Source organism: Faecalispora sporosphaeroides DSM 1294 (assembly GCA_000383295.1).
Classification (GTDB): domain Bacteria; phylum Bacillota; class Clostridia; order Oscillospirales; family Acutalibacteraceae; genus Faecalispora; species Faecalispora sporosphaeroides.
This window is the reverse complement of sequence record KB911070.1, coordinates 13,700-32,809: the sequence shown is the minus strand read 5'-3', so window position 1 is coordinate 32,809 and position 19,110 is coordinate 13,700. Positions and strand designations below refer to the sequence as shown.

The 19,110-nt window shown below is 51.5% G+C and carries 18 protein-coding genes; 7 read left to right on the top strand and 11 right to left on the bottom strand.

What is annotated here, in order from left to right:
- Positions 1–160 precede the first annotated feature (160 nt).
- From G340_RS16695 to G340_RS0109805, 3 genes are read right to left on the bottom strand one after another with little or no spacing between them, the layout of a single operon-like run.
- A complete protein-coding gene (locus G340_RS16695) occupies positions 161–3,298 on the bottom strand; it encodes a family 78 glycoside hydrolase catalytic domain (RefSeq protein ID WP_154653170.1) in 3,138 nt (1,045 codons plus the stop codon).
- 49 nt (positions 3,299–3,347) lie between these two features.
- Entirely contained in the window at positions 3,348–4,871 is a 1,524-nt protein-coding gene (locus tag G340_RS0109810) for an NAD-dependent epimerase/dehydratase family protein (RefSeq protein WP_020073477.1), read from the bottom strand.
- A gap of 46 nt (positions 4,872–4,917) precedes the next feature.
- Entirely contained in the window at positions 4,918–5,499 is a 582-nt protein-coding gene (locus G340_RS0109805) for an HdeD family acid-resistance protein (protein WP_020073476.1), read from the bottom strand.
- A gap of 423 nt (positions 5,500–5,922) precedes the next feature.
- Here G340_RS0109805 and G340_RS0109800 point away from each other — a divergent pair, with 423 nt between their 5' ends.
- Positions 5,923–6,603 carry a response regulator transcription factor gene (locus G340_RS0109800; RefSeq protein WP_020073475.1) on the top strand — a complete coding sequence of 227 codons (681 nt, stop codon included), beginning with the start codon at positions 5,923–5,925 and terminating at the stop codon, positions 6,601–6,603.
- On the top strand, positions 6,593–7,645 hold the full coding sequence (locus G340_RS0109795; RefSeq protein WP_020073474.1) for a HAMP domain-containing sensor histidine kinase: 1,053 nt from the start codon (positions 6,593–6,595) through the stop codon (positions 7,643–7,645). Before G340_RS0109800 ends, G340_RS0109795 begins: the two co-directional genes overlap by 11 nt.
- Before the next feature lie 118 nt (positions 7,646–7,763).
- Here the strand turns inward: G340_RS0109795 and G340_RS0109790 are convergent, their stop codons facing one another.
- Entirely contained in the window at positions 7,764–8,048 is a 285-nt protein-coding gene (locus G340_RS0109790; protein WP_020073473.1) for a GlsB/YeaQ/YmgE family stress response membrane protein, read from the bottom strand.
- A gap of 715 nt (positions 8,049–8,763) precedes the next feature.
- Complete coding sequence (locus tag G340_RS0109785) at positions 8,764–9,192, bottom strand: CBS domain-containing protein (protein ID WP_027103950.1); 429 nt, start codon at positions 9,190–9,192, stop codon at positions 8,764–8,766.
- Positions 9,193–9,483: 291 nt separating this feature from the next.
- Here G340_RS0109785 and G340_RS0109775 point away from each other — a divergent pair, with 291 nt between their 5' ends.
- The 3 genes from G340_RS0109775 (at position 9,484) to G340_RS16690 (ending at position 12,047) form a co-directional block, all read left to right on the top strand.
- On the top strand, positions 9,484–10,233 hold the full coding sequence (locus G340_RS0109775; protein ID WP_020073470.1) for an EFR1 family ferrodoxin: 750 nt from the start codon (positions 9,484–9,486) through the stop codon (positions 10,231–10,233).
- A 266-nt stretch (positions 10,234–10,499) separates the two neighbouring features.
- Positions 10,500–10,712 carry a cold-shock protein gene (locus G340_RS0109770; protein WP_020073469.1) on the top strand — a complete coding sequence of 71 codons (213 nt, stop codon included), beginning with the start codon at positions 10,500–10,502 and terminating at the stop codon, positions 10,710–10,712.
- Positions 10,713–10,799: 87 nt separating this feature from the next.
- A complete protein-coding gene (locus tag G340_RS16690; protein WP_020073468.1) occupies positions 10,800–12,047 on the top strand; it encodes a DEAD/DEAH box helicase in 1,248 nt (415 codons plus the stop codon).
- A gap of 70 nt (positions 12,048–12,117) precedes the next feature.
- On the opposite strand, the gene G340_RS0109760 is transcribed toward G340_RS16690, so the two are convergent.
- From G340_RS0109760 to G340_RS0109750, 3 genes are read right to left on the bottom strand one after another with little or no spacing between them, the layout of a single operon-like run.
- Positions 12,118–12,786, bottom strand: a complete 669-nt coding sequence (locus G340_RS0109760) for a DUF6320 domain-containing protein (protein ID WP_020073467.1) — start codon at positions 12,784–12,786, stop codon at positions 12,118–12,120.
- The gene (locus G340_RS0109755) at positions 12,773–14,053 is read right to left on the bottom strand and encodes a hypothetical protein (RefSeq protein ID WP_020073466.1); all 1,281 of its coding nucleotides are present in this window, start codon (positions 14,051–14,053) and stop codon (positions 12,773–12,775) included. Before G340_RS0109755 ends, G340_RS0109760 begins: the two co-directional genes overlap by 14 nt.
- Positions 14,040–14,981: an alpha/beta hydrolase gene (locus G340_RS0109750; protein WP_020073465.1), complete on the bottom strand. Its 942-nt coding sequence runs from the start codon at positions 14,979–14,981 to the stop codon at positions 14,040–14,042. The genes G340_RS0109755 and G340_RS0109750 overlap by 14 nt, the downstream gene beginning before the upstream one ends.
- A 323-nt stretch (positions 14,982–15,304) precedes the next feature.
- Here G340_RS0109750 and G340_RS0109745 point away from each other — a divergent pair, with 323 nt between their 5' ends.
- Positions 15,305–16,210, top strand: coding sequence for a ribonuclease Z (locus G340_RS0109745; protein ID WP_020073464.1), 906 nt, complete (start codon positions 15,305–15,307; stop codon positions 16,208–16,210).
- A gap of 149 nt (positions 16,211–16,359) precedes the next feature.
- Entirely contained in the window at positions 16,360–16,635 is a 276-nt protein-coding gene (locus tag G340_RS0109740) for a metal-sensing transcriptional repressor (protein WP_020073463.1), read from the top strand.
- A 177-nt stretch (positions 16,636–16,812) separates the two neighbouring features.
- Here G340_RS0109740 and G340_RS0109735 read toward each other — a convergent pair whose 3' ends face one another.
- The 3 genes from G340_RS0109735 to G340_RS0109725 all read right to left on the bottom strand — a co-directional run bounded on the left by G340_RS0109735 (position 16,813) and on the right by G340_RS0109725 (position 19,100).
- Positions 16,813–17,316: a DNA-deoxyinosine glycosylase gene (locus G340_RS0109735; protein ID WP_020073462.1), complete on the bottom strand. Its 504-nt coding sequence runs from the start codon at positions 17,314–17,316 to the stop codon at positions 16,813–16,815.
- Positions 17,300–18,643: a CCA tRNA nucleotidyltransferase gene (locus tag G340_RS0109730; protein ID WP_020073461.1), complete on the bottom strand. Its 1,344-nt coding sequence runs from the start codon at positions 18,641–18,643 to the stop codon at positions 17,300–17,302. The genes G340_RS0109735 and G340_RS0109730 overlap by 17 nt, the downstream gene beginning before the upstream one ends.
- A gap of 247 nt (positions 18,644–18,890) precedes the next feature.
- On the bottom strand, positions 18,891–19,100 hold the full coding sequence (locus tag G340_RS0109725) for a hypothetical protein (protein ID WP_020073460.1): 210 nt from the start codon (positions 19,098–19,100) through the stop codon (positions 18,891–18,893).
- Positions 19,101–19,110: the final 10 nt, after the last annotated feature.

The following is a 19,110-nucleotide window of genomic DNA, read 5'->3' as shown; positions in this document are numbered from 1 at the left end:
GCGGAAGAAAAAAGGTGGCATCGGCCGGTTCGATGCCACCTTTCTATTGTTTGCACTGTTGTGCACCGCAATACAGAGCCTGTGTAAATCTTCACAAAATTTAGAACTGGGAGAAGTGATCGCTCGTACGGCCGTTGCGGCGAGACTCAAACCAATGGAATTACGCATTCACTACATAGGCATGCACACCTGAACCAACCTTTCTCTCAGTTCCATCCGGAAGGTTTATGGTCGCTGTCATGTTGCAGGGAATCTGAAACTCAAAATAAATGCTGCCTTCTTTGTAAACCCATGCGGATCGGATCTGGCCGTATGGCGAATCGTAGCGGGCATTGACATACCCAAGCCTTGGATCTGTCTTGGGGGAAATGGTTATCGCTCCATCTTCAACGCGGATGCCAGCGGAAGAATCCATCAGCCAGCTGCACACTGCTCCATAGGAATAATGATTCAGGGAAGAACTCACCTTGCCATCCGCATCAATGCCGTCCCATGTTTCCCAGATGGTGGTTGCGCCCTTGTTCACTGCATACAGCCAGGAAGGAAGTGTCTCCTGCAGGAGCACATCGTATGCCTTTTTCGTATTGCCATAATCAGAGAGGGATTGCAGAAGGCTGCCTGTGGAAAGAAAGCCTGTATTCAAATGATTATTCTTTGCTGTGATCAGCTCCGCCAGCTTGTTGGATGCCGCGATACTTTCTGCTTCATTCAAAAGCCCTTTACTGATTGGGCGGATATAGCGGCTTTGTCGGTGCTCCTCCGTGATCGTTCCGTTATCGGTAAATACTTCCCGATATGCTTTTCTTACCTTATTTGCTGCATCTGCGTAATACGCCGCATCTTCGGTATTTCCCAGCGCCTTCGCCATTGCCGATAGTTCCCGGCATGAGGTGTATAAATAGGCCGTTCCAACCTCCGGCTCTCCCATAAGGGCGTTGTTGCCCAAAATGGTAACCATAGTAACGGAATTGTTATAATCGGCCTCCAGCCATTCACCCCAGCCGAAGCCTTGATCTGCCAAATAGGGGTACAGACTTTTATCCAATTTATTCTTATAGTACAAATGCGTTCCGGAGGCAGCTCGTTTCAGCGCATAATCAACCCACCTTTTCGAGGCTTTATAGGTATCGCTCACAACCTGCAGATTCCCCGTTCTTTTCCACATATCATATGGGATCATAACAATGGCATCGCTCCAACCATGGCTGGAATCAAACAAACTCTTGGTCAGCTTAGTGGGGGCAAACTGCATCAGGGAACCATCCTCATGGAAAACATGGGCGTAACTTTTCAGCCACGAACTGTATACCGGATAGCTGTCCATAAGATACAGGCCTGTGGGAGCAAAGATCTGCCCATCCCCGGCATATCCGCTTTTTTCACGTGTTGGGCAGTCCGTCATCACGCCGACAAAATTGGATTTCATGCTCCATAGTGTATTGCTGAACAGCTGGTTCACTTTCGCGTTTCCAGATTCAAAAAATCCGGTCTGCTCCATATCGGAATAAACGGCCACACCCTGAAAGCTTTTCGGGCTAATCGGGAGTTTTGTTTCCACCTTGACATATCGGAAGCCGAAATAGGTCATAGAGGGATGGTAGGAATTGTGACCGTTCTTACAGGTATAGGTCACCTCCTGCAATGTTGGATAGGATGGGGAAGCCTGAAAATTCGAGATGGTGAAGTTGCCGTTTTCATCCAGTGTTTCCCCGTGGATGAGCTTGATTTGCTCACCGCCCTGTGCGTCAATATTGATTTGAACGTAGCCGGAAAAATTCTGACCGAAATCCAAAACGGTTTCCCCTGCAGGCGTTGTAATGATGGTTGGTGTGAATTTCTCATGCTGGGTAATTGGCTGGCAGTCGCTTCCGGTCAGATTTTCATAGCCATAATCTGCAATGGTGACAGGGTGCCATGTAAAATCAGACGTATCCTTGTCCGCATCATAGACCTCTCCCTGATGCAGATCATTCTGTGCAAGCCATCCATCATTCGCGGCTTCCCATGTCTGGTCCGTCTGAAAGATGACGTTGTCATCCGCTCTGGCTTCGCAGAGAAATGCGGCATCGGTTCCAAAGGAGTTAATGACCTGCTCTTTATCCAGGCTTCCCCGGTACCAACCATCACCGACCTGTACCAGAATCTCATTTTTACCAGCCCTCAGGTATTCTGTAATGTCATAGGCCTGAGTCTGCAGAATATCGGGATACTGCGTAAAGCCCGGGGCCATGAACCATCCGTTTACACGGGTGCCGTTGATCCACATGTCATACACGCCGTGAGCCGTTGCATACAGCATGATTTTCCCCTGGGATATCTGATCCTCCGTGATTTCAAACGTTTTTCTGAGATATGATGCAGGGCGCCGATTCGCTTTGGTAGGAACCGTTGTGTCCTCTTCCGGGTTAATCCACTCTGCCTGCCAATCATCCCTTGCCAAAGAAGTCTGGAAGCGATCCGATTTTGTCTGACCGGCCTTACCGTTTTCATCATACAGTGTGAGATACCATATATAAGACTTTCCGCTTTCGGTTTTAAAATCAGGTTGAAACTGAATAGCAGAAGACGCACGTTTTTTGCTGTCATACACCAGCTGATCGCCCTGTTTGATTGTGATTTGAAAACCACTTTGGCTCACAGCATTGGTCGGTGCCCAGGAGAACGCGATCTCGCCGGGAGTCAGGCTGTTGGGAGAAACGAGCATATTCGTTTTCATATGATCCGCATAAATACCGGTCTGTTCAGGAGGATCAACCCGCATTCCAAACGGATCCTCTTTGCTGAGCAGCTTTACGGTCTGTATCTTCCCATCACTCACCACATTGGCTTCCCTGTAAGCGAACGCCTGATTGCGGGTGTAGTTGCTTGCCAAGAGCAGCAAGCAGCCTATGCTGCACACAAGAAAAAACGCTCCCTGAAGTGAAATCAGTATCTTCCTGGAATTCTTCTGGGTTTTCATGTTCCTGAAATGATCATACAGTGGTTTTCCGGCACTTACCCCTCCCAGAGCGATGATGGATACACTCAGGAGGTTGCCTGTCAGCCTTGTTCGCACAGTCAAAAACAAAATTCCAAGAAGCAGGGCTGCTGTGCCGGCTCCGAGTATAATTGCTTTGTATTTTGTGAGTTTCAAGCACTTGCCGTTTCTGAACTGTTGAAAAATGTTGATTCCAAGCGTTGCAGCCACGCACATCAGCAATAGGACTGCCACAGGAACATCATAATTAAACGGAAACGGGGAACCTAATAGTAGTAAACCGATCAGACCCAGCAGTATATTTATTGCACCAATCCCCACTTCAAAATACCCCCTTATCGTTATTCAATGCCAGACTGACTTTGCGCTGTCACGCATCCCGCTCGGATACAACCTTTCTGTATTCCCGCTGCGGTTCATCTTTCTCATGCAGCGGATTCCAGACCTGTGCAAAGAATGGGTCAACCTTTGCCCGGGCGGCATAGTTCCAGCTTTTACGCTCGCAATGGGGGCACCAGTGCCCGCCTTCCAGCACCAGACGCGGGCTTGCTTCAAACTCATGGCCAAAGGCGCAGGTGAAGGTCAGTTTGCCCGACCAGCTGCCCTGTTCCATGACGGAAGACGTGCACACACCACCGCGGAATTCCGCCGCTTTTTTCATGTCGTTTAGGTTCAGTTCACTTTCCGGTTTGCTTTCATCATAACCATGGTCCAGCATAACAACTTTGTCCCAGGCATCAAAATGCTTGAACTCGTTGATGCTTGTTGGAATGCTTTCCCAGTTACGGCGGCCGCCCCAATAAGCGTCGATTTGTTCCACCATATTGTTTTCGATAAAGCGGACTGTCCCGTGCTCCGTGCGTGCCTGCTGGATGAAAACGCGCTTCATGATGGTTCCCATTAGTCGCTGTCCGCCGGGAAGCTTACAAACTGCTCTGGAAACAGTAGCCGTCGCACCCAGGCTCTTTAGATACTCATCATAAAAATATTGCATGGTGTCGTGCCGAAAATGCAGGTAGTTTTCCAGCTTGTCCGAATCCAGGTAATACTGCCCGTGAAAATTGCGTGTGGCATACCATTTGGGATCGATCACATAGCGCAAGTCCCCAAAGCCGATCGCACCGTAGAGCTTTTCATACATCTCGTATGTGCTGACTCGGCAGCTTTCTCCACCGCCGATATTATAGATATGGCCCCAGAAATCATCCGGCAGTTCTCCGGAGGCGGTCAGGCGGCACAGATTCCCCAGAAGAATACCGGAATCGCGGTCGGAAACATACTCCAGAACATTATCCAGACAGTTGTGAAACATGATGGCGTCTTTAATTTTACTCATAGCGGGCCCCATAATCCCGGTCTGGCGAAGGCTGACCCAATATTTTAAGCCGGATTCCACCAGAAGCCGTTCAGCGGCTACCTTGGAAACGGCGTAATAATCGAACACACTGGGCTTGATCGGGTCCCCCACGCGCCCCCAGTGGATGGGCGGCATGCGGTCGCCGGTTTCGGCGATGGTTCCGACGGAAACCAAACGGACGGAATCCGCCCGCTGCTGTGAGTGGATGGCCTGAATGATATGTTTCATCCCACCATAATTGACCTTCATGGCAAGTTTTGGCTGATAGTCTGCGACAGGGGATACCAGCGCCGCAACATGGAGGACGATATCCGCTTTTTCCACGCACTGATACACATCCTCATAATTGGTCAGGTCACCCCAGTGAATGGTCACTCCCTTTTGATTCTGAAAGCTTTTCAGCTTGTCGCGATCACGCTCCGTGTCCTGAACCAGCAGGATAATGTCCTGTTGGTCAATCTCCTTCAATAGTTCCTGAAGACCGAGGAAGCCCATGCCTCCGGTAGCCCCGGTTAAAAATACGGTTTGCTTTTTCATATATTATCCTGCCTTTCGCATGATATAAACTGTTTTGAGTATATTTTTAGTTTGAAGTTTTCCCGTCGCCGCCTTTATAAGAGACATAGCCCTTCCGGCTGCGCGACGTAAGGGCAGAAAAAACGATTTGGGAAGTACCTTCCAGCAACAGAGAAACACCGATAAATCGCATGAAAGTTAAAGCGGTGGAGAAGGGATTCCAGAAGATGATCAAGCCCAAAACGGCCTGTACGATCGCGCCGATCAGCGGCAGAAACCAGCGTGGTGCTGCCATGCGATACAAATCGCAGGCAGACTGTACTTCGCGGGCGGCTCCCATGATCAAAAACAGGCCGAACAGCGAAGGAAGCATGGAAATGATGAGCTCCGGACGCAGCAGCAAAAATAATGCCAGCGCCAGCATCAGAATTCCGGAGGAGAGCCCGTTTCTTACAGCGGCATCGGCCGGTGCGCTGCGAAAATAGCCAATGATGCGGTATGCGCCGAACAGAAGGATTCCGAAACCCAAACCATAGCAGATCATCTGACCCGAAAGTGACGGCCAAACCAGCAGAATCATGCCGAGCGCCGCGCTCAGTGCGGATCCGGGTATAGACTCCGAAACGAAATGAACCAATTTTGGATTCATGTGCTCCTTACCTCCATGATGTTTTCATTCGCACCGACTGAATTCCTGCTTCAAAATTTCTTTTGTACTTGCACCATTTGCGGTATAATCAAGCATAGGCACACTTCACCAGCCGGCGTAAGCAACTTCCGCTTCTCCCGAAGGGCAGGAAAACCCGGCGGTAAAAACCGGAAGGTCGTATTTTGTATTGGTCGCCGTCACGTTTTTTGTACAGCGTGATTTTATTGCGAGATACACCGGGTGTGCTGGGAAGAAATTTGAGCCGCTCGTGCTGCTATGTTGGTATTGTATTTTAGGAATATAAACTTTTTTTAAATAAAACAATAAAAATACCTCGGCACATGACCGAGGCAGGATTGTTAAAAAATGATTTACAAAATCGTGCTACCATTCAAAAGACGATAAATCAGGGGAGGTTTCTCTGTGCTGACAATTTTGATTGTTGAGGATGATGCAAAACTGCGTCATCTGTTTGATACGGTTCTTCGGAAGAATCATTATGACACACTCACCGCTTCAGACGGTGAAGAGGCGCTGGCGCTCATGGAGCACGCGCATGTGGATTGCATAGTCTCTGATATTATGATGCCAAATATGGATGGGTATGAATTCACCCGGCAGGTGCGCGGCTATAAACCGGAAATTCCGATTCTGATGGTTACCGCAAAGGATGCGATTGAGGACAAAAAGCAGGGGTTTCTGGTGGGCACGGACGACTATATGACGAAGCCGGTGGATACGGAGGAAATGTTGCTGCGGATTCATGCGCTTCTCCGGCGTTCCAAAATCGTATCCGAGCGAAAAATTGTATTTGGAGAGACAATATTGTTCTATGACGATTTAATGATTCGGCAGGGGGAGAAAGAAATCAGGCTGCCGCAAAAGGAATTCTATGTTTTGTACAAGCTGCTGTCTTATCCCAACAAAACCTTTACCCGTCAGGCACTGATGGAGGAAATCTGGGGGATGGACTCGGACTCGGAGGAGCGGACTGTGGACGTTCATGTCAACCGCATTCGTGATCGGTTAAAAGACAACCGTGATTTTCAAATTATGACGGTTCACGGACTGGGCTATAAGGCGGTGAAAATGGATGCGCAATAAAACGGGCCGGAGATTCGGGCTATGGAACCGCTTTGTTTCCATTGTGTTCGGCATTCTGCTTTTGACCGGTGGGATTACCTATGTGGTGATACTCACTGCTGTGAATATGGATCTGTTCAAGCACATGGAATTTAATTTCGCCTTTTCCATGTCTGTTGCCATTTTGCTGAGTCTGATCATTGGAAGCGCGATTACCTTTCTGGTTGGGAAGCAGATTCTAACGCCTCTGCTGAAGCTGAACCATGCATCTAAGGAGATCGCCGGCGGGAATTTTCAAATTAAGCTTGAGACAGCTACGCCAATCCGGGAAATCAAAGAAATTTATTCCAATTTCAACCAAATGGCCGCGGAATTGGCTAGCATCGAACTCATGCGCAACGATTTTATCGCGCAGTTTTCGCACGAATTTAAAACACCCTTAGCTTCCATAGAAGGATATGCAGCTTTGTTACAGGATGAAGCGCTTTCCATAGAGGACCATCGACAATATGTGCAGATGATTTTAGATAGCTCGGCGCAGCTCAGTAACCTGTCCGCCAGTATTTTAAAGCTATCCAAGCTGGAAAACCAGGATATCATTACAGAGAAAACCCGCTACCGTCTGGATGAGCAGCTGCGTCAGGCACTCCTCTATTTTGAAAGGGAATGGACGGAGAAAAATCTGGAGTTGAAACTGGAGCTTCCTCAAACCATGTTTTATCAGAATCCAAAGCTCATGATGCAGATTTGGCTGAATCTGCTGTCCAACGCCATCAAATTTACGCCCCCAAACGGCAGAATTGAGGTTGGGCTTTTCAAAAGGGAAAAAGAAATTTCGGTTTCTGTCAAAGACAGCGGCATTGGAATAGAGGAACAGGTTCAGCGGCATATTTTTGATAAATTCTATCAGGGGGACTCCTCCAGATCTGAAAACGGGAATGGTCTGGGACTCGCTATGGTCGCCCGAATTGTAAAGATGGGAAACGGCAGAATTGAGGTAACCAGCACGCCGGGAAAAGGCAGTGAGTTTGTGGTATCCTTTCCGGTTGAGAACGCCAAGTAGAGCGGTTACATCTCATGCATTTAGGTTGCAAGGTTCAAAGCTGCCCTAAAACGCACCGGCAATATACCGACAAAAAGCCCGCCGAAACGGAATTCGGCGGGCTTTTCGCTGCAAAGTGTTATCTGTTTGTCGGTTGATCCACCTTATCGCGTCTTGTTTTCTGGAAGAGATTGATAATCAGCAGCAGAATAATTGCTCCCACTGTTGCCACGACCAGACTCCAAATATTAAATCCGGTGAACCCTACGTCAGTAATCATGTTAAAGACGAATCCGCCGATAAACGCACCTGCAATTCCGATGCATACATTCGCGAATCCTCCCATTTCTGAATTTTTACCAACGATCATACTGGCGATCCATCCTGCTAATGCACCTAATACAATCCATGTAATGATGCCCATATAGTTTCATCCACTTTCTAAATAAATTTTGGTTGCAACTTTCTCTGTTTAGAATATCCGATTTATAAAAATTTATGAATTTATTTATTGAAAATAAAATTCTGCATAACTGAAATGCGGTGTGTCTGTAGAAACGGAGAGAAACCGGATTCCCTCAGGGGCGGACTGCGGATAGATTACGCAGAACGGCCCCGTTAAAAAAACGAGATCGGGTAGGTCTTTTCTTATATTGCCCATGATTGTAACAATAAATGCAGGCTCTACCGCTGCTGGTGCGGATGCTGCCGCCGACACTTTCTTTGCGGCAAGCTCCGATTCTGTTTTTCTCCTGTAGCTTCGGCCGACCGTTCCCGGCGCGGCCCATCGCTAGCCAAACCGCCAGAAATGGAATCTTTAGAAAACGCCTTCTAAAAGGACGAACACATCGATGATGAAAAGGGCCTTCTTTTGAAACCAACGCGTGCAAAGAAGGATCAGCAGCGTTACCACTTCGGTATTCGGCAAAGGGAAAGCACAATCTGTAACACAAACAGTATCGCGGTGCATACCGACAGCCGGGCCAGCCCCTTGATGGACAGAGAATTATCTGGAAAAGCGCCCTGACAAACAGCAAAATGCGCTTTGAAATGGCACGGCAGCCAGATCAAGGCGCATTTTTTGAGCGTTGCGTTTCATCAGCTGCATTGTGCAACAGCCTGTTCCGAATAAAATGCGGTTACATTTGGGCGGCGCCGGACTGTGAAATGTTTTTCAGGGCCTCGCCCGCATTGTCCTGAAGTGCGGGCTGAACGGAAATGTCCCCCAGCGCGACCACGCCCACCAGGCTGTTGTTTTCCACGATCGGCACCCTCCGAATCTGCTTTTCGCTCATCAGCTTTGCAACCTCGTGCACATCCATTTCAGGGCTGCCCACCACAGGGTTTTGGCTCATGATGTCGCACACCTTCTGCTGCTTTACGTTCTGCCCTTTCGCAGCGGACCTTGTCGCGATATCTCTGTCGGTGACAATGCCGACTACCTTGCCCTGGTCGCAGACGGGAATGGAGCCGATATTGTGCTGCTTCATCAGTTGGGCGGCTCTCTCGATGGAATCATCCGGATTCAGCTTTGTTACTTCCTTTGACATAATATTTCTGACTTTCATATCCATCACCTCTGCCTTTATGGTTTCCATCGAATCTGTTTTTATCATGAAATCGTGATTGCGGCGAAAGAAATATTGAAAAAGGAAATCGTTACGGGAGATTTGAAGTTGCGGCCCAAACGGACCGATAACAACAGGAATGTGACCGCACAGAGCCGGTGCCTGCAGGTGAAACCGCGCCCTAATGAAAATCCGGCGTCCTTTTGCTTTGCAAACACGAAACAATCTGCTATAATAATCGTAATGCAGGTAGGTTACAAAGAGGAATGACCGTCAGAATGTGAGGCTACAATGATACTCTATTACAGCTCAACCGGGAATTCGAGGCACATTGCGTTGAAACTGCACGAGGTGTTTCATGGGGATCTCATAGATGTCTGCGACTGCGGCGAGCGCGTCTCATTCAATTTGGAGGATGGCGAGACGCTGTTTCTGGTTACGTTCAATTGCTTTTGGGGAGTCTCGAACCGGTTGGAAGCCTTCCTCCGGAAAAGCGAATTCAGGAATGCCGGCAAAATAGTCGTAATTATGACCTGCGGCGGATATCTGGGAGGAGGCGACGCCTCGGTAGAAAAGCTGTTTTTGGAAAAGGGACTGCCGAAGCCGACCGTCTATTCACTGGTGATGGTCACAAACTATTCCATATTGCACGACGTGCCGCCGCCGGACGATCAAAAAAAGAAGCTGATGCATGCGGAACGCATTCTTCGGAACATCCTTCAAGGGGCGCAAAAGCCCTATCACAGCGGCTGGCTGATTCGGCGGTTAACGCCTGTTGTTCACGCTCAGTATGAAAAGTCCCGGGTCACGTCGCCCTTTACTGTGGACAGCACCTGCACGCACTGCGGGCTGTGCGCGAAGAACTGCCCCGTTCATGCGATTGAAATGAAGGGTGGCAAACCGTTCTGGAAGCTGCCGAAATGCGACATCTGCCTGCGCTGCCTGCACCACTGCCCGGCCAAAGCGATCAACTACGGGGATTCCACGCGGAACCGTTTAAGGTACCTCTGTGATTCTTCCGGAGAGACTCATACATCATAAACAAACCGCTCATTTATTTCGGGCAGCCGGCTGCTTTGCGCCGGCGGGTATTTTCATGCCGTTCCCTTCACACTTTTTCCAATACATATTTTTTAGAAATAACGGTTGACTTTTTGCGCAGGGTGTGTTAAGATAAACGAGTATTCTAAAAATGTTACATTGTCTCACATGTTTTTGTAAGTCATTGATTCGTTTGATGAGTTATAAAAGCATGTGATTTTTTGTGCAGTTACGAGTGCAAATATAATTATGGAGGTACCAACAATATGAATAACGGTACAGTAAAATGGTTCAATTCCGAAAAGGGCTTCGGCTTCATCACCAACGACAACGGCAGCGCCGATGTGTTCGTTCATTTCTCTGCCATTGTTTCGGACGGCTATAAGAGCCTCAATGAAGGCGACAAGGTCACTTTCGATACGGAGCAGGATCCCAAGGACAGCCGCAAGCTGCGCGCTATAAACGTAAAAGTCGCGTAACGAACATGAACGTGAGGGCCGCCAATTCCACTCGGGGTTGGGGGCTTTTCTTTGACCCAAAGATATCTTTAGGAAGAAACGGAGATTATGATTATCACTAACTTTGAAAAATTTGGCTTTACCCCGGAACTGCTGCGGGGAATTATAAAAATGGGATACAGCGATCCGTCCCCGGTACAGGACGCCGCCATAGCGCCCATGCTGGAAAAACGGGATCTGCTGGTACAGGCGCCCACCGGCACAGGGAAAACCGCCGCGTTTGGCCTCCCGATCCTGGAGAATGTGGATCCTGCCAACCGGCAGATTCAAGCCGTCATTCTTTGCCCCACGCGGGAACTGGCGGTGCAGACGTCGGGCGTTTTGAAGCAGATGGCCACCTATAAGCAGGGGGTTCGGATTCTGGCGCTGTACGGCGGCGAGCCGATTCAGCGCCAGATCATGGCGCTCAAACGCTGCCCGCAGATTATTGTGGCCACCCCCGGCCGCATGATGGATCATATGCGCCGCAGAACCACCCGGCTGAGCGGCGTCAGTTGCATCGTGCTGGATGAGGCGGATCAGATGCTGGACATGGGGTTCCGTGAGGATATCCATACCATTCTGCAGTGTGTTCCCGCCGAGCGGCAAACGGTGCTGTTTTCCGCGACGCTGTCCGGTGAGATCAAAACGATTGCGGCACAGTACCAGCAGAATACCAAGCAGATTTGCATTCAGCCCAATACCGCCAGCGCAAAGAAGGTAGAGCAGTTCTATTGCGAGGTTCGCGGCAACGCGAAATTCTCTGCACTGGTGCAGCTGCTGCAGAAAAAGCAGTTTGACCTTTCTCTGGTTTTCGTCGCGACGAAGGTGATGGCCGGCGATTTAGCGTCCCAGCTGACTGAGGCCGGGTACCCGGCGGAGGCGATTCACGGCGACCTGCGCCAGAAGCAGCGGGATCAGGTGATGCGGCGCTACCGCGACGGCAAGGTGAGTATTCTGGTCGCAACCGATGTCGCCGCCCGCGGCATTGACGTAGGGGGGATCGACGCGGTTGTGAACTACGACATCCCCAGCGACGCGGAAAGCTATGTGCACCGGATTGGACGAACCGGCCGGGCAGATTGCACCGGAGTGGCGTATACCTTTATTTATCCCAGGGAGCGGGGCAAGCTGCACGGAATCATCAGCAATACCAAGGCGACCATCGCGCCCGTTATGCTGGATGCCAAGGCCGCTCTTCCTGAATTTTCAATGCTTCAAAAGCAGTACAAAAACGAGAGCCAAAACAAACGCAGAAACACGGGGAAGCCCTGGAACAAGAGCCGCTCCCCGCGCAGACAGGCGGTTCGCGCCTGAGCGGGTTTTGCTCCCTCCATAAAAAAGCCTGCATCACCGCGAAAACTCGCCGTGATGCAGGCTTTTTGAATTATAAATGGAATCTGCGCTGAATTTCCGTCCAAAGTGCTTTCCCCTCAAAAAACAGCAGGAATGCCAGAAAAACAATGGAGCCCCCAAAGCTGACGGCCGACGGGATAACGACTTGAACCGCGTCGGTCAGAATGAGGAAGAAACACACGATTCCCAAAACACAGTCGATGACCAGATACAAAATGTAATCCTGTGTGTCGAGCCTTCTCGCTTTTGCCACAATCGTCATGGCGAGCATGGCGCAGGAGCAGAGGATAGGGAAGACAAAATTCAGTGACCAGCCGCTGAGCCCCGTCAGAAAATCCCAAAAAAACGCAATGAGAGTGATGATGATCACCTGCCACAGGATGTTCTTCGGCAGGTTTTTCCGCTTTTTGACGATGAGTGAAACATCGACCCACAAGCTTGCGATGCCGGCGATCACAAACACCGACCACCACCCGCCTGCGGGCACGATCAGGTTGATCATCACGCAGACCGCCGCCGCGCACACGCTGCCGAAGGCAAGCCACGCAATGAGCACCCGGCTGACGGTTCGCTGCGGATTTGGCAGACGCGGGAACCGGTCGCCGGAGCCGTCCGGTGTTCCGACCGGCTTGTTCTGGCAGAGCGGACATCGGTTTTGCTCCCCGGGTAAATCCACTTTGCAATGTTCACACCGCAGCATAGGCCGTCTCCTCTTCTCTGTACTGTTCCAGATTGGAAATGATCTGTACGGAAATCCCCATTTCCGCCAGCTGGCGGAAAAAGTACCGCTGAATCCCGGTGTCCGCCAACTGCGAGGACACGCTGACCGCCAGAGTATCCCCAAAAGAGCAAAGGCAGAGCTGCGGGCGCTTGGTGCTGACGAATACGTCGAATAACCGAATGTATTTCGCTGCTTCCTCCGGAACCGCGACCCGGCCGATATTGGAGAACGCCGCCGTGTCCCCGCCGTCCGCCCAAAGCCCGCTGATGCGCAGAATCGGGATTTTCACGGGCAGGGGAATGGCCTTGATGAAAGGGTTGTTTTCAAACACCGAATACCGGCTAATGATCCCGTGCAGATTTTCCTGCGTCAGCTGCCGCCGGAAGGATTCGCGCACATTTGCCAGAACCTGCGAAAATCCCTGCCCGTCTTTTTGAAAATGGTGCGCAACTTGAATCACGCCAAAAAAATTTCGGGCAGTCTGCGCCGGGAAAAAGCGGCGGAGATCCACCGGCACGGTGATGATCACCGGGCGGCTTCTTTCCCGTACCGCCATTCCATCGTAAATGGAGCAGATCAGCAGCGCAATCAAGAATTCACTGAGCGTGGCGTCGTTCTCATGCGCCTTTTCAAGCACCGCCCCGGCGGATAAAAACCCCTCGGTCACCCCAAGCCGGCTGCCGGGCAGGCGTTCCCCCCGAATCCGATAGGCCCGGTACTGCTTTATCTTTGGGGCGGCCCCGGTTTTGTCGTAATATTTATAAAACGCGTCCTCGTTTTTTTGGTCGCGGGAAGCGTCGTAATCGGCCAGCCGGCCCGAAACGGCATACTTTTTCGCCAGGTAAGAAAACACCAGGGCGCGCAAAAACTGCATTGCGCCGGTGCCGTCCGCCAAAACGTGAAATACCTCCAAGTTGATCCGCTTTTTGTAATAGAGAACGCGGAACAGCAGGCCGGGCCCATCCTCATTGTAAATAGGGCTGCAGGCGGGGAGCGACTCCTCTGCAACCTGCGGGCGAATGTTGCTTTCCTCCAGGTAATACCAGAACAATCCTTTTTTCAGGATGGAACGGTACAGGGGAAACTCCTGAATCGTTTCTTCCAAAGCGTTCTGCAATATACCGCCGTCTACCGGCTCGGTCAGCTCGCATACAAAGCGGAACACTTTCGTGTCTCGCTTTGTGCTGGTAGGCGGAAATATCTTGGCGGCGTTGTCCAGCCGGCTCCATTGTTTACGTTCTGCCATGGAGATTACCCTTTCGTAAAAAACCGTTGATGATCCGGTAGGTCTGCTGCACCTGTTCAAACCGCGGCGGCAGCATCATATAAGCGTGAAGCGCGTCCGGTATGCGAACAACCTGCACGTCGTTTCCTGCGGCGTGCAGTTTTTCACCATACGCTTCTCCTTCGTCCCTAAGCGGGCAATACTCCGCCGTAATCAGCAGAGTTCGAGGCTGCCGTGAAAAATCCGATGCCAAAAGCGGGGCAAAATAGGGGTTGTTTAAATCGTTATCCGAGCTCCGGTAAAGCTCGATAAAGCTCTGAATCCGTTTGGAGGTAAGAAGATAGTCCGTTCCGTTCTCCCGGATGGACGGAAAGGGAGAACGCTCGCTGTGGTCGCTGTACGTGGAGGGGTACAGAAGAATTTGCCGCCTGGGAAGAAACTCCCCCCGATCCCTCGCCATCAAAGAAACGGCCGCAGCCAGGTTCCCGCCGGCGCTGTCGCCGATGAGCGTGATGTGATCCGGGTTCACACGCGGAATTCGCCCGAGAAAAAACTCGCGCGTCACCGCGTAGCAATCCTCCACAGCGGCGGGGAATTTGTGCTCCGGCGCCAGCCGGTAATCCACAGAGGCTATGGTGCAGTTGGTCGCCTTTGCAAGATCGGCGCAGACGCCGGTGTAATTTTCTATGCCGCCCGTCACCCAGCCGCCGCCGTGAAAAAAGAGCAGAAGGGGGAGCGCCCGCTTTCTGCTCGGCGCAAACAGGCGCACGGGTATGGCGTGGCCTTCGCAGCAAACCGTATGGTCCCACATTTTATAGTCCTTCGGTTTTCCTCGCAGGCGGGAGGTAAGTATTTGAAACTGCCGTTCCATTTTATATGTTTTTTTCACGTCCGGCTCCAGGGATGTAATTGCCTTGAGGGCCGCGCGCATTACCTTATTGATGGCCAAGTGTTCCACACCCCCTCGTCAATTGACTGATCTCTTTCAATAGTGCTTGTTCTGAAAAATGCTGGTGTTTCAATAAATTATACCATAATTCATATATAATATCCAATGAGGTGCCGCATAAAAATAAGGCTTGCCGTGCATACCGTTTATGTTATACTGAATTCACGGGATATGGCGCAACAAACTGTTTGTGCGAGCGAAATCGGCGGGCCGCACTTTGAATTCGCGGCCGTTTTCCCGCGGGCTGAGATGGCAGGGAGCGATGGGCGGCGTGGGGACAATGATAAGAAAAAACGCGGGAAAGCGGAAGGAGATGAAAGTCTATGGTAGAAGTGTGTTTGCCCGGAACGGGAGGGATGCTCCCGCTGGAGAATCGCTGGACGGCAAGCTGCTGGGCAGAGTTTCAGGGCGCGGCCGTTCTGATCGATTGTGGTGAGGGAACACAGCTCGCCCTGAAAAAAGCGGACTGCAAATTAAGCCGGCTGGAGCTGCTGCTTATCACTCACTTTCATGCGGATCATGTCGCCGGGCTTCCCGGGCTGCTCCTGACCCTGGGCAACTATGGAAAAAAGACGCCGCTCACGATTGCCGGGCCTGCCGGGCTCGGGCAGGTGGTCGCGTCGCTGATGACCATAGCACCGCATCTTCCCTATCCGGTCATCTTGGAGGAGCTGGGGGAAGGGGATCGGGCGTTTGATCTGCTCGGTATTCGCTTTGCCTCCATGCATTTGCGGCATGGCATCCCCTGCCTGGGCTACCGAATGACATTCAAACGAAAGCCGATCTTTAACCCGGATAAGGCAAAAAGACTGGGCGTGCCCCTGCGCCAGTATAAAACCCTGCACGCGGGCCAGCCGGTTGTACTGGAGAACGGCAGCCAGATTCTGCCCTGCATGGTGCTCGACGGGGAGCGCCGCCCGATCAGTCTCTGCTACTGCACAGATACCCAGCCCTTCGAGGAAATTTCCAGCTTTGCCCATGGAGCGGATTTGTTTGTTTGTGAGGGGATGCACGGGGATGGGGGCATGGGTGAAAAGATGCGGGAGAAGGGACACATGGTTTTTACCGACAGTGCCGGACTGGCCCGGCGCGCCGAAGCAAAGCGGCTGTGGCTGACCCATTTCAGCCCTGCTATGAAGGAGCCGGAGCAATATCTGGCCGCGGCCAGATCTGTTTTTGAACATACTGAGGTGGGGTATGACGGCATCCGCACCACCCTTGGACCATAAAAAGGGAAGGCAAAAAGAATTCGGCTGCCGAATCGCCTGCTTTCCGTTTCTCCTTTGTTGAAAGCAGAAAGCCATGGCCGCCGATTGACGATCCTGATGAAACATGCTAAACTATTTTATACCTCATGGGGTATAAAGGAGGCAGAACAATGCGGCAATGTATGGATTCCGAAAACCTGCACAGGCGATTGAGCAAGATTATGGGCCAGGTAAAGGCCATTGATAAAATGATAAACGAGGATGTTCCCTGTGAGGATATTCTCGTTCAGATCAATGCGGCAAAGGGCGCGCTGCAAAAGGTGGGCCAGGTTGTTCTGGAGGGCCACCTGAACCACTGTGTGCGAGAGGGGATCGAGCACGGCGACGCGGATAAAACCATCGCGGATTTTGCCAAGGCGGTAGAGCATTTTTCCAGAATGGCCTAAGAAAAGTGGCGGCGGCATCCCGACAAACAGAAAAATGCGCTTTGAAATGGCCTCGCAGCCAGATCAGGGCGCATTTTTGTGCTCTGTTTTAGCGGGTGCATTTTGCGGCAGCTCCCTTTACAGAACAGAATGTAGGAGAGCCATGCGTTTCTTTTAAAGAATTCGCCGCCGCGGGGGTCAGCTTTCCCGTAAAAAGGGCAGGATGACCCGGTATTCCTCCAGAAGGCGCTCCATCGGGTATCTTCCCCGGTTTGCGGGGCTGGTGGAGGGCAAGGGGAGAAACGGCAGAGAAATTTTGGGCAGCCAGGCGGAGCGATAAAAAGAAGCCGCCTTGCCGCCGGTGGTAAATACCGCCCGAAGCTTTGCCGTTTGCAGAATGGGAGTCAGGTCGTTCAGTGCCGGCTCCGAAATACTGGAATCGTCCGCCCCCTCGATGGAACAGCTTTTCAGCACGTCCCACAGGGCGATTCCGTTATGGAGAAGAAAATCCGTTTTCTCCCGGTTCGTTTTCGGGAGCTCACTGCCGAGCAGAGCGGAAAGCACCGGCCAGAACCGATTCTGCGGGTGGGCGTAGTAAAACGCCTGTTCCCTGGATTTGGGGGAGGGGATCGAACCGAGAATCAAAATTTTGGAGTTTTTATTGTAAACAGGGGGAATGGTATGTTCAACCAGATGTTTCATGCAGTGTTTGCTTTGCCAGATTCAGCAAAGCCTCCTTTTCATTCGGGATTTTTCCGTTGATAACCGCGTCCAGCAGCCGTTTCAGCAGCACGCCCACCTTTGGCCCGGGAGGAATGCCAAGGGCAATCAGATCGTTCCCGCTCACTTTTAACTCCTTTCGGGAAAAGCACTGCCGCTCCGACAGAATCTGTTCCAAAATCGGGAGCACAGCGTCGATCTGATTCAATCTGTCACGGTAAGCAGGGTTTTGGGCAAGGCTGTCCGCCCGTTTGATCTCCAGCAGGGCGCGAAAATCCTCTTCGCCCATCCGGTTCAGCCGTCGGCGAATCCATGCGGCGCAGGGCTGAAGAGGGATGTCGTGTACGCGCACCAGCGTGCTGACCCGGCGAACGGTCTTTCCGTCCAGCCGAAGCCGGTGGAGCGCCTGCTCGGCCAGCTGTACGCTGACCGCGCCGTGCCCGTAAAAATGCCCGACTCCCTTTTGGTCTCTGGTAAAGGTGTGGGGCTTGCCGCTGTCGTGCAGTAAAATGACAAGGCGAAGCACGGGGTCGGCAGGCGTTGCGTCCAGCGCGTGCAGCGTGTGCTCCCAAACGTCGTAAATATGGTGAGGATTGTGCTGTTCAAAGCCGATCATCGGCAGAATTTCCGGCAGAATCTGCCCGATGATCTGCGGGAATTCCCGCAGAATCTGCGCGGCATTTTGGCCGCACAGCAGCTTGATCAGCTCGACGCTGATCCTCTCTTTGGCGATGCGATCCAGAAGCTGCCGGTGGGTGTTCATGCTCCGAGCGGTTTTTTCGTCCGGAGACAGCCCCAGCACGGCGCAGAAACGCAGTCCGCGCAGAATCCGCAGAGCGTCTTCTTCAAAACGGCGGTCGGGATCGCCTACGCACCGCAGAATCTTTTGCTGTAAGTCCTCCCGCCCGCCAAAGCAGTCGACCAGTCCGTTCTGCTCGGAATAGGCCATGGCGTTGACCGTGAAATCCCTGCGGGACAAATCGTCCGTCAGGCTGCCGGTAAAGCAGACGCTGTCCGGCCGGCGATTGTCGGAGTAGGCGCCGTCGATGCGGTAGGTGGTGATCTCCACCGCCATTCCGCCGGAAAGCGCGGTAACGGTGCCGTGCTTCAGGCCGATTTCCAGCAGTTTCAGGTCGGACAAAACCAGCTTCACTTCCTCCGGCTTAGCCGAGGTGGTGATGTCCCAGTCTTTAGGGGAAAGACCGAGCAGGCTGTCCCGAACGCATCCGCCCACAACCGAAGCTTCATATCCGGCAAGAGTTAAGCGGCGCAGGATTTCCCGCACCGGGAAAGGAATATCCAGTTTCATAAGTAACGCTACTTTCTGTCAGCAGATGTAATAAAATATTGGAATGTTATCTTTACCTTATTCTGTTTTGATAACCAAATGATGAAGTTGTTTTTTTACTGCGATATCACAGAGCTTCTGCTGGCGCAGGCCTGCCCCGGCACGAGGAGCAGATTCTGCACCAGCAGAATTTCTATACGGAGAATCCGTAAAAAAAATTCATTCTTTTACATTTTTATATTGATTATACCATAAAAAGCAGGCCGCGTTAATAAGTCAGCCCCATTTTTGTCATGGCTTCCCCAATCAGCATCAAAATACTCGGTATGGGAACTTCCAGATTGCGCAGGATGGCCACGGAGCAGACGATCACGAACAAAATGCCGTAAATGATCAGGTCGTGCTTGTTCTTCTCCCGGATCAGCGGGGGAAGATCGATGGCGAGAATGATGAGAAAAGCCAATATCAGTAAAAACATTGCCCGTCTC

Excerpts from the sequence above, each read along its gene's own strand:
- G340_RS0109810 (WP_020073477.1), bottom strand. The coding sequence starts at position 4,871 with ATGAAAAAGCAAACCGTATTTTTAACCGGGGCTACCGGAGGCATGGGC.
- G340_RS0109740 (WP_020073463.1), top strand. The coding sequence starts at position 16,360 with ATGCGGCAATGTATGGATTCCGAAAACCTGCACAGGCGATTGAGCAAG.
- G340_RS0109805 (WP_020073476.1), bottom strand. The coding sequence starts at position 5,499 with ATGAATCCAAAATTGGTTCATTTCGTTTCGGAGTCTATACCCGGATCC.
- G340_RS0109735 (WP_020073462.1), bottom strand. The coding sequence starts at position 17,316 with ATGAAACATCTGGTTGAACATACCATTCCCCCTGTTTACAATAAAAAC.
- G340_RS0109770 (WP_020073469.1), top strand. The coding sequence starts at position 10,500 with ATGAATAACGGTACAGTAAAATGGTTCAATTCCGAAAAGGGCTTCGGC.
- G340_RS0109745 (WP_020073464.1), top strand. The coding sequence starts at position 15,305 with ATGGTAGAAGTGTGTTTGCCCGGAACGGGAGGGATGCTCCCGCTGGAG.
- G340_RS0109790 (WP_020073473.1), bottom strand. The coding sequence starts at position 8,048 with ATGGGCATCATTACATGGATTGTATTAGGTGCATTAGCAGGATGGATC.
- G340_RS16690 (WP_020073468.1), top strand. The coding sequence starts at position 10,800 with ATGATTATCACTAACTTTGAAAAATTTGGCTTTACCCCGGAACTGCTG.
- G340_RS0109725 (WP_020073460.1), bottom strand. The coding sequence starts at position 19,100 with ATGTTTTTACTGATATTGGCTTTTCTCATCATTCTCGCCATCGATCTT.
- G340_RS0109795 (WP_020073474.1), top strand. The coding sequence starts at position 6,593 with ATGCGCAATAAAACGGGCCGGAGATTCGGGCTATGGAACCGCTTTGTT.
- G340_RS0109760 (WP_020073467.1), bottom strand. The coding sequence starts at position 12,786 with ATGCTGCGGTGTGAACATTGCAAAGTGGATTTACCCGGGGAGCAAAAC.
- G340_RS0109785 (WP_027103950.1), bottom strand. The coding sequence starts at position 9,192 with ATGAAAGTCAGAAATATTATGTCAAAGGAAGTAACAAAGCTGAATCCG.
- G340_RS0109755 (WP_020073466.1), bottom strand. The coding sequence starts at position 14,053 with ATGGCAGAACGTAAACAATGGAGCCGGCTGGACAACGCCGCCAAGATA.
- G340_RS0109730 (WP_020073461.1), bottom strand. The coding sequence starts at position 18,643 with ATGAAACTGGATATTCCTTTCCCGGTGCGGGAAATCCTGCGCCGCTTA.
- G340_RS0109775 (WP_020073470.1), top strand. The coding sequence starts at position 9,484 with ATGATACTCTATTACAGCTCAACCGGGAATTCGAGGCACATTGCGTTG.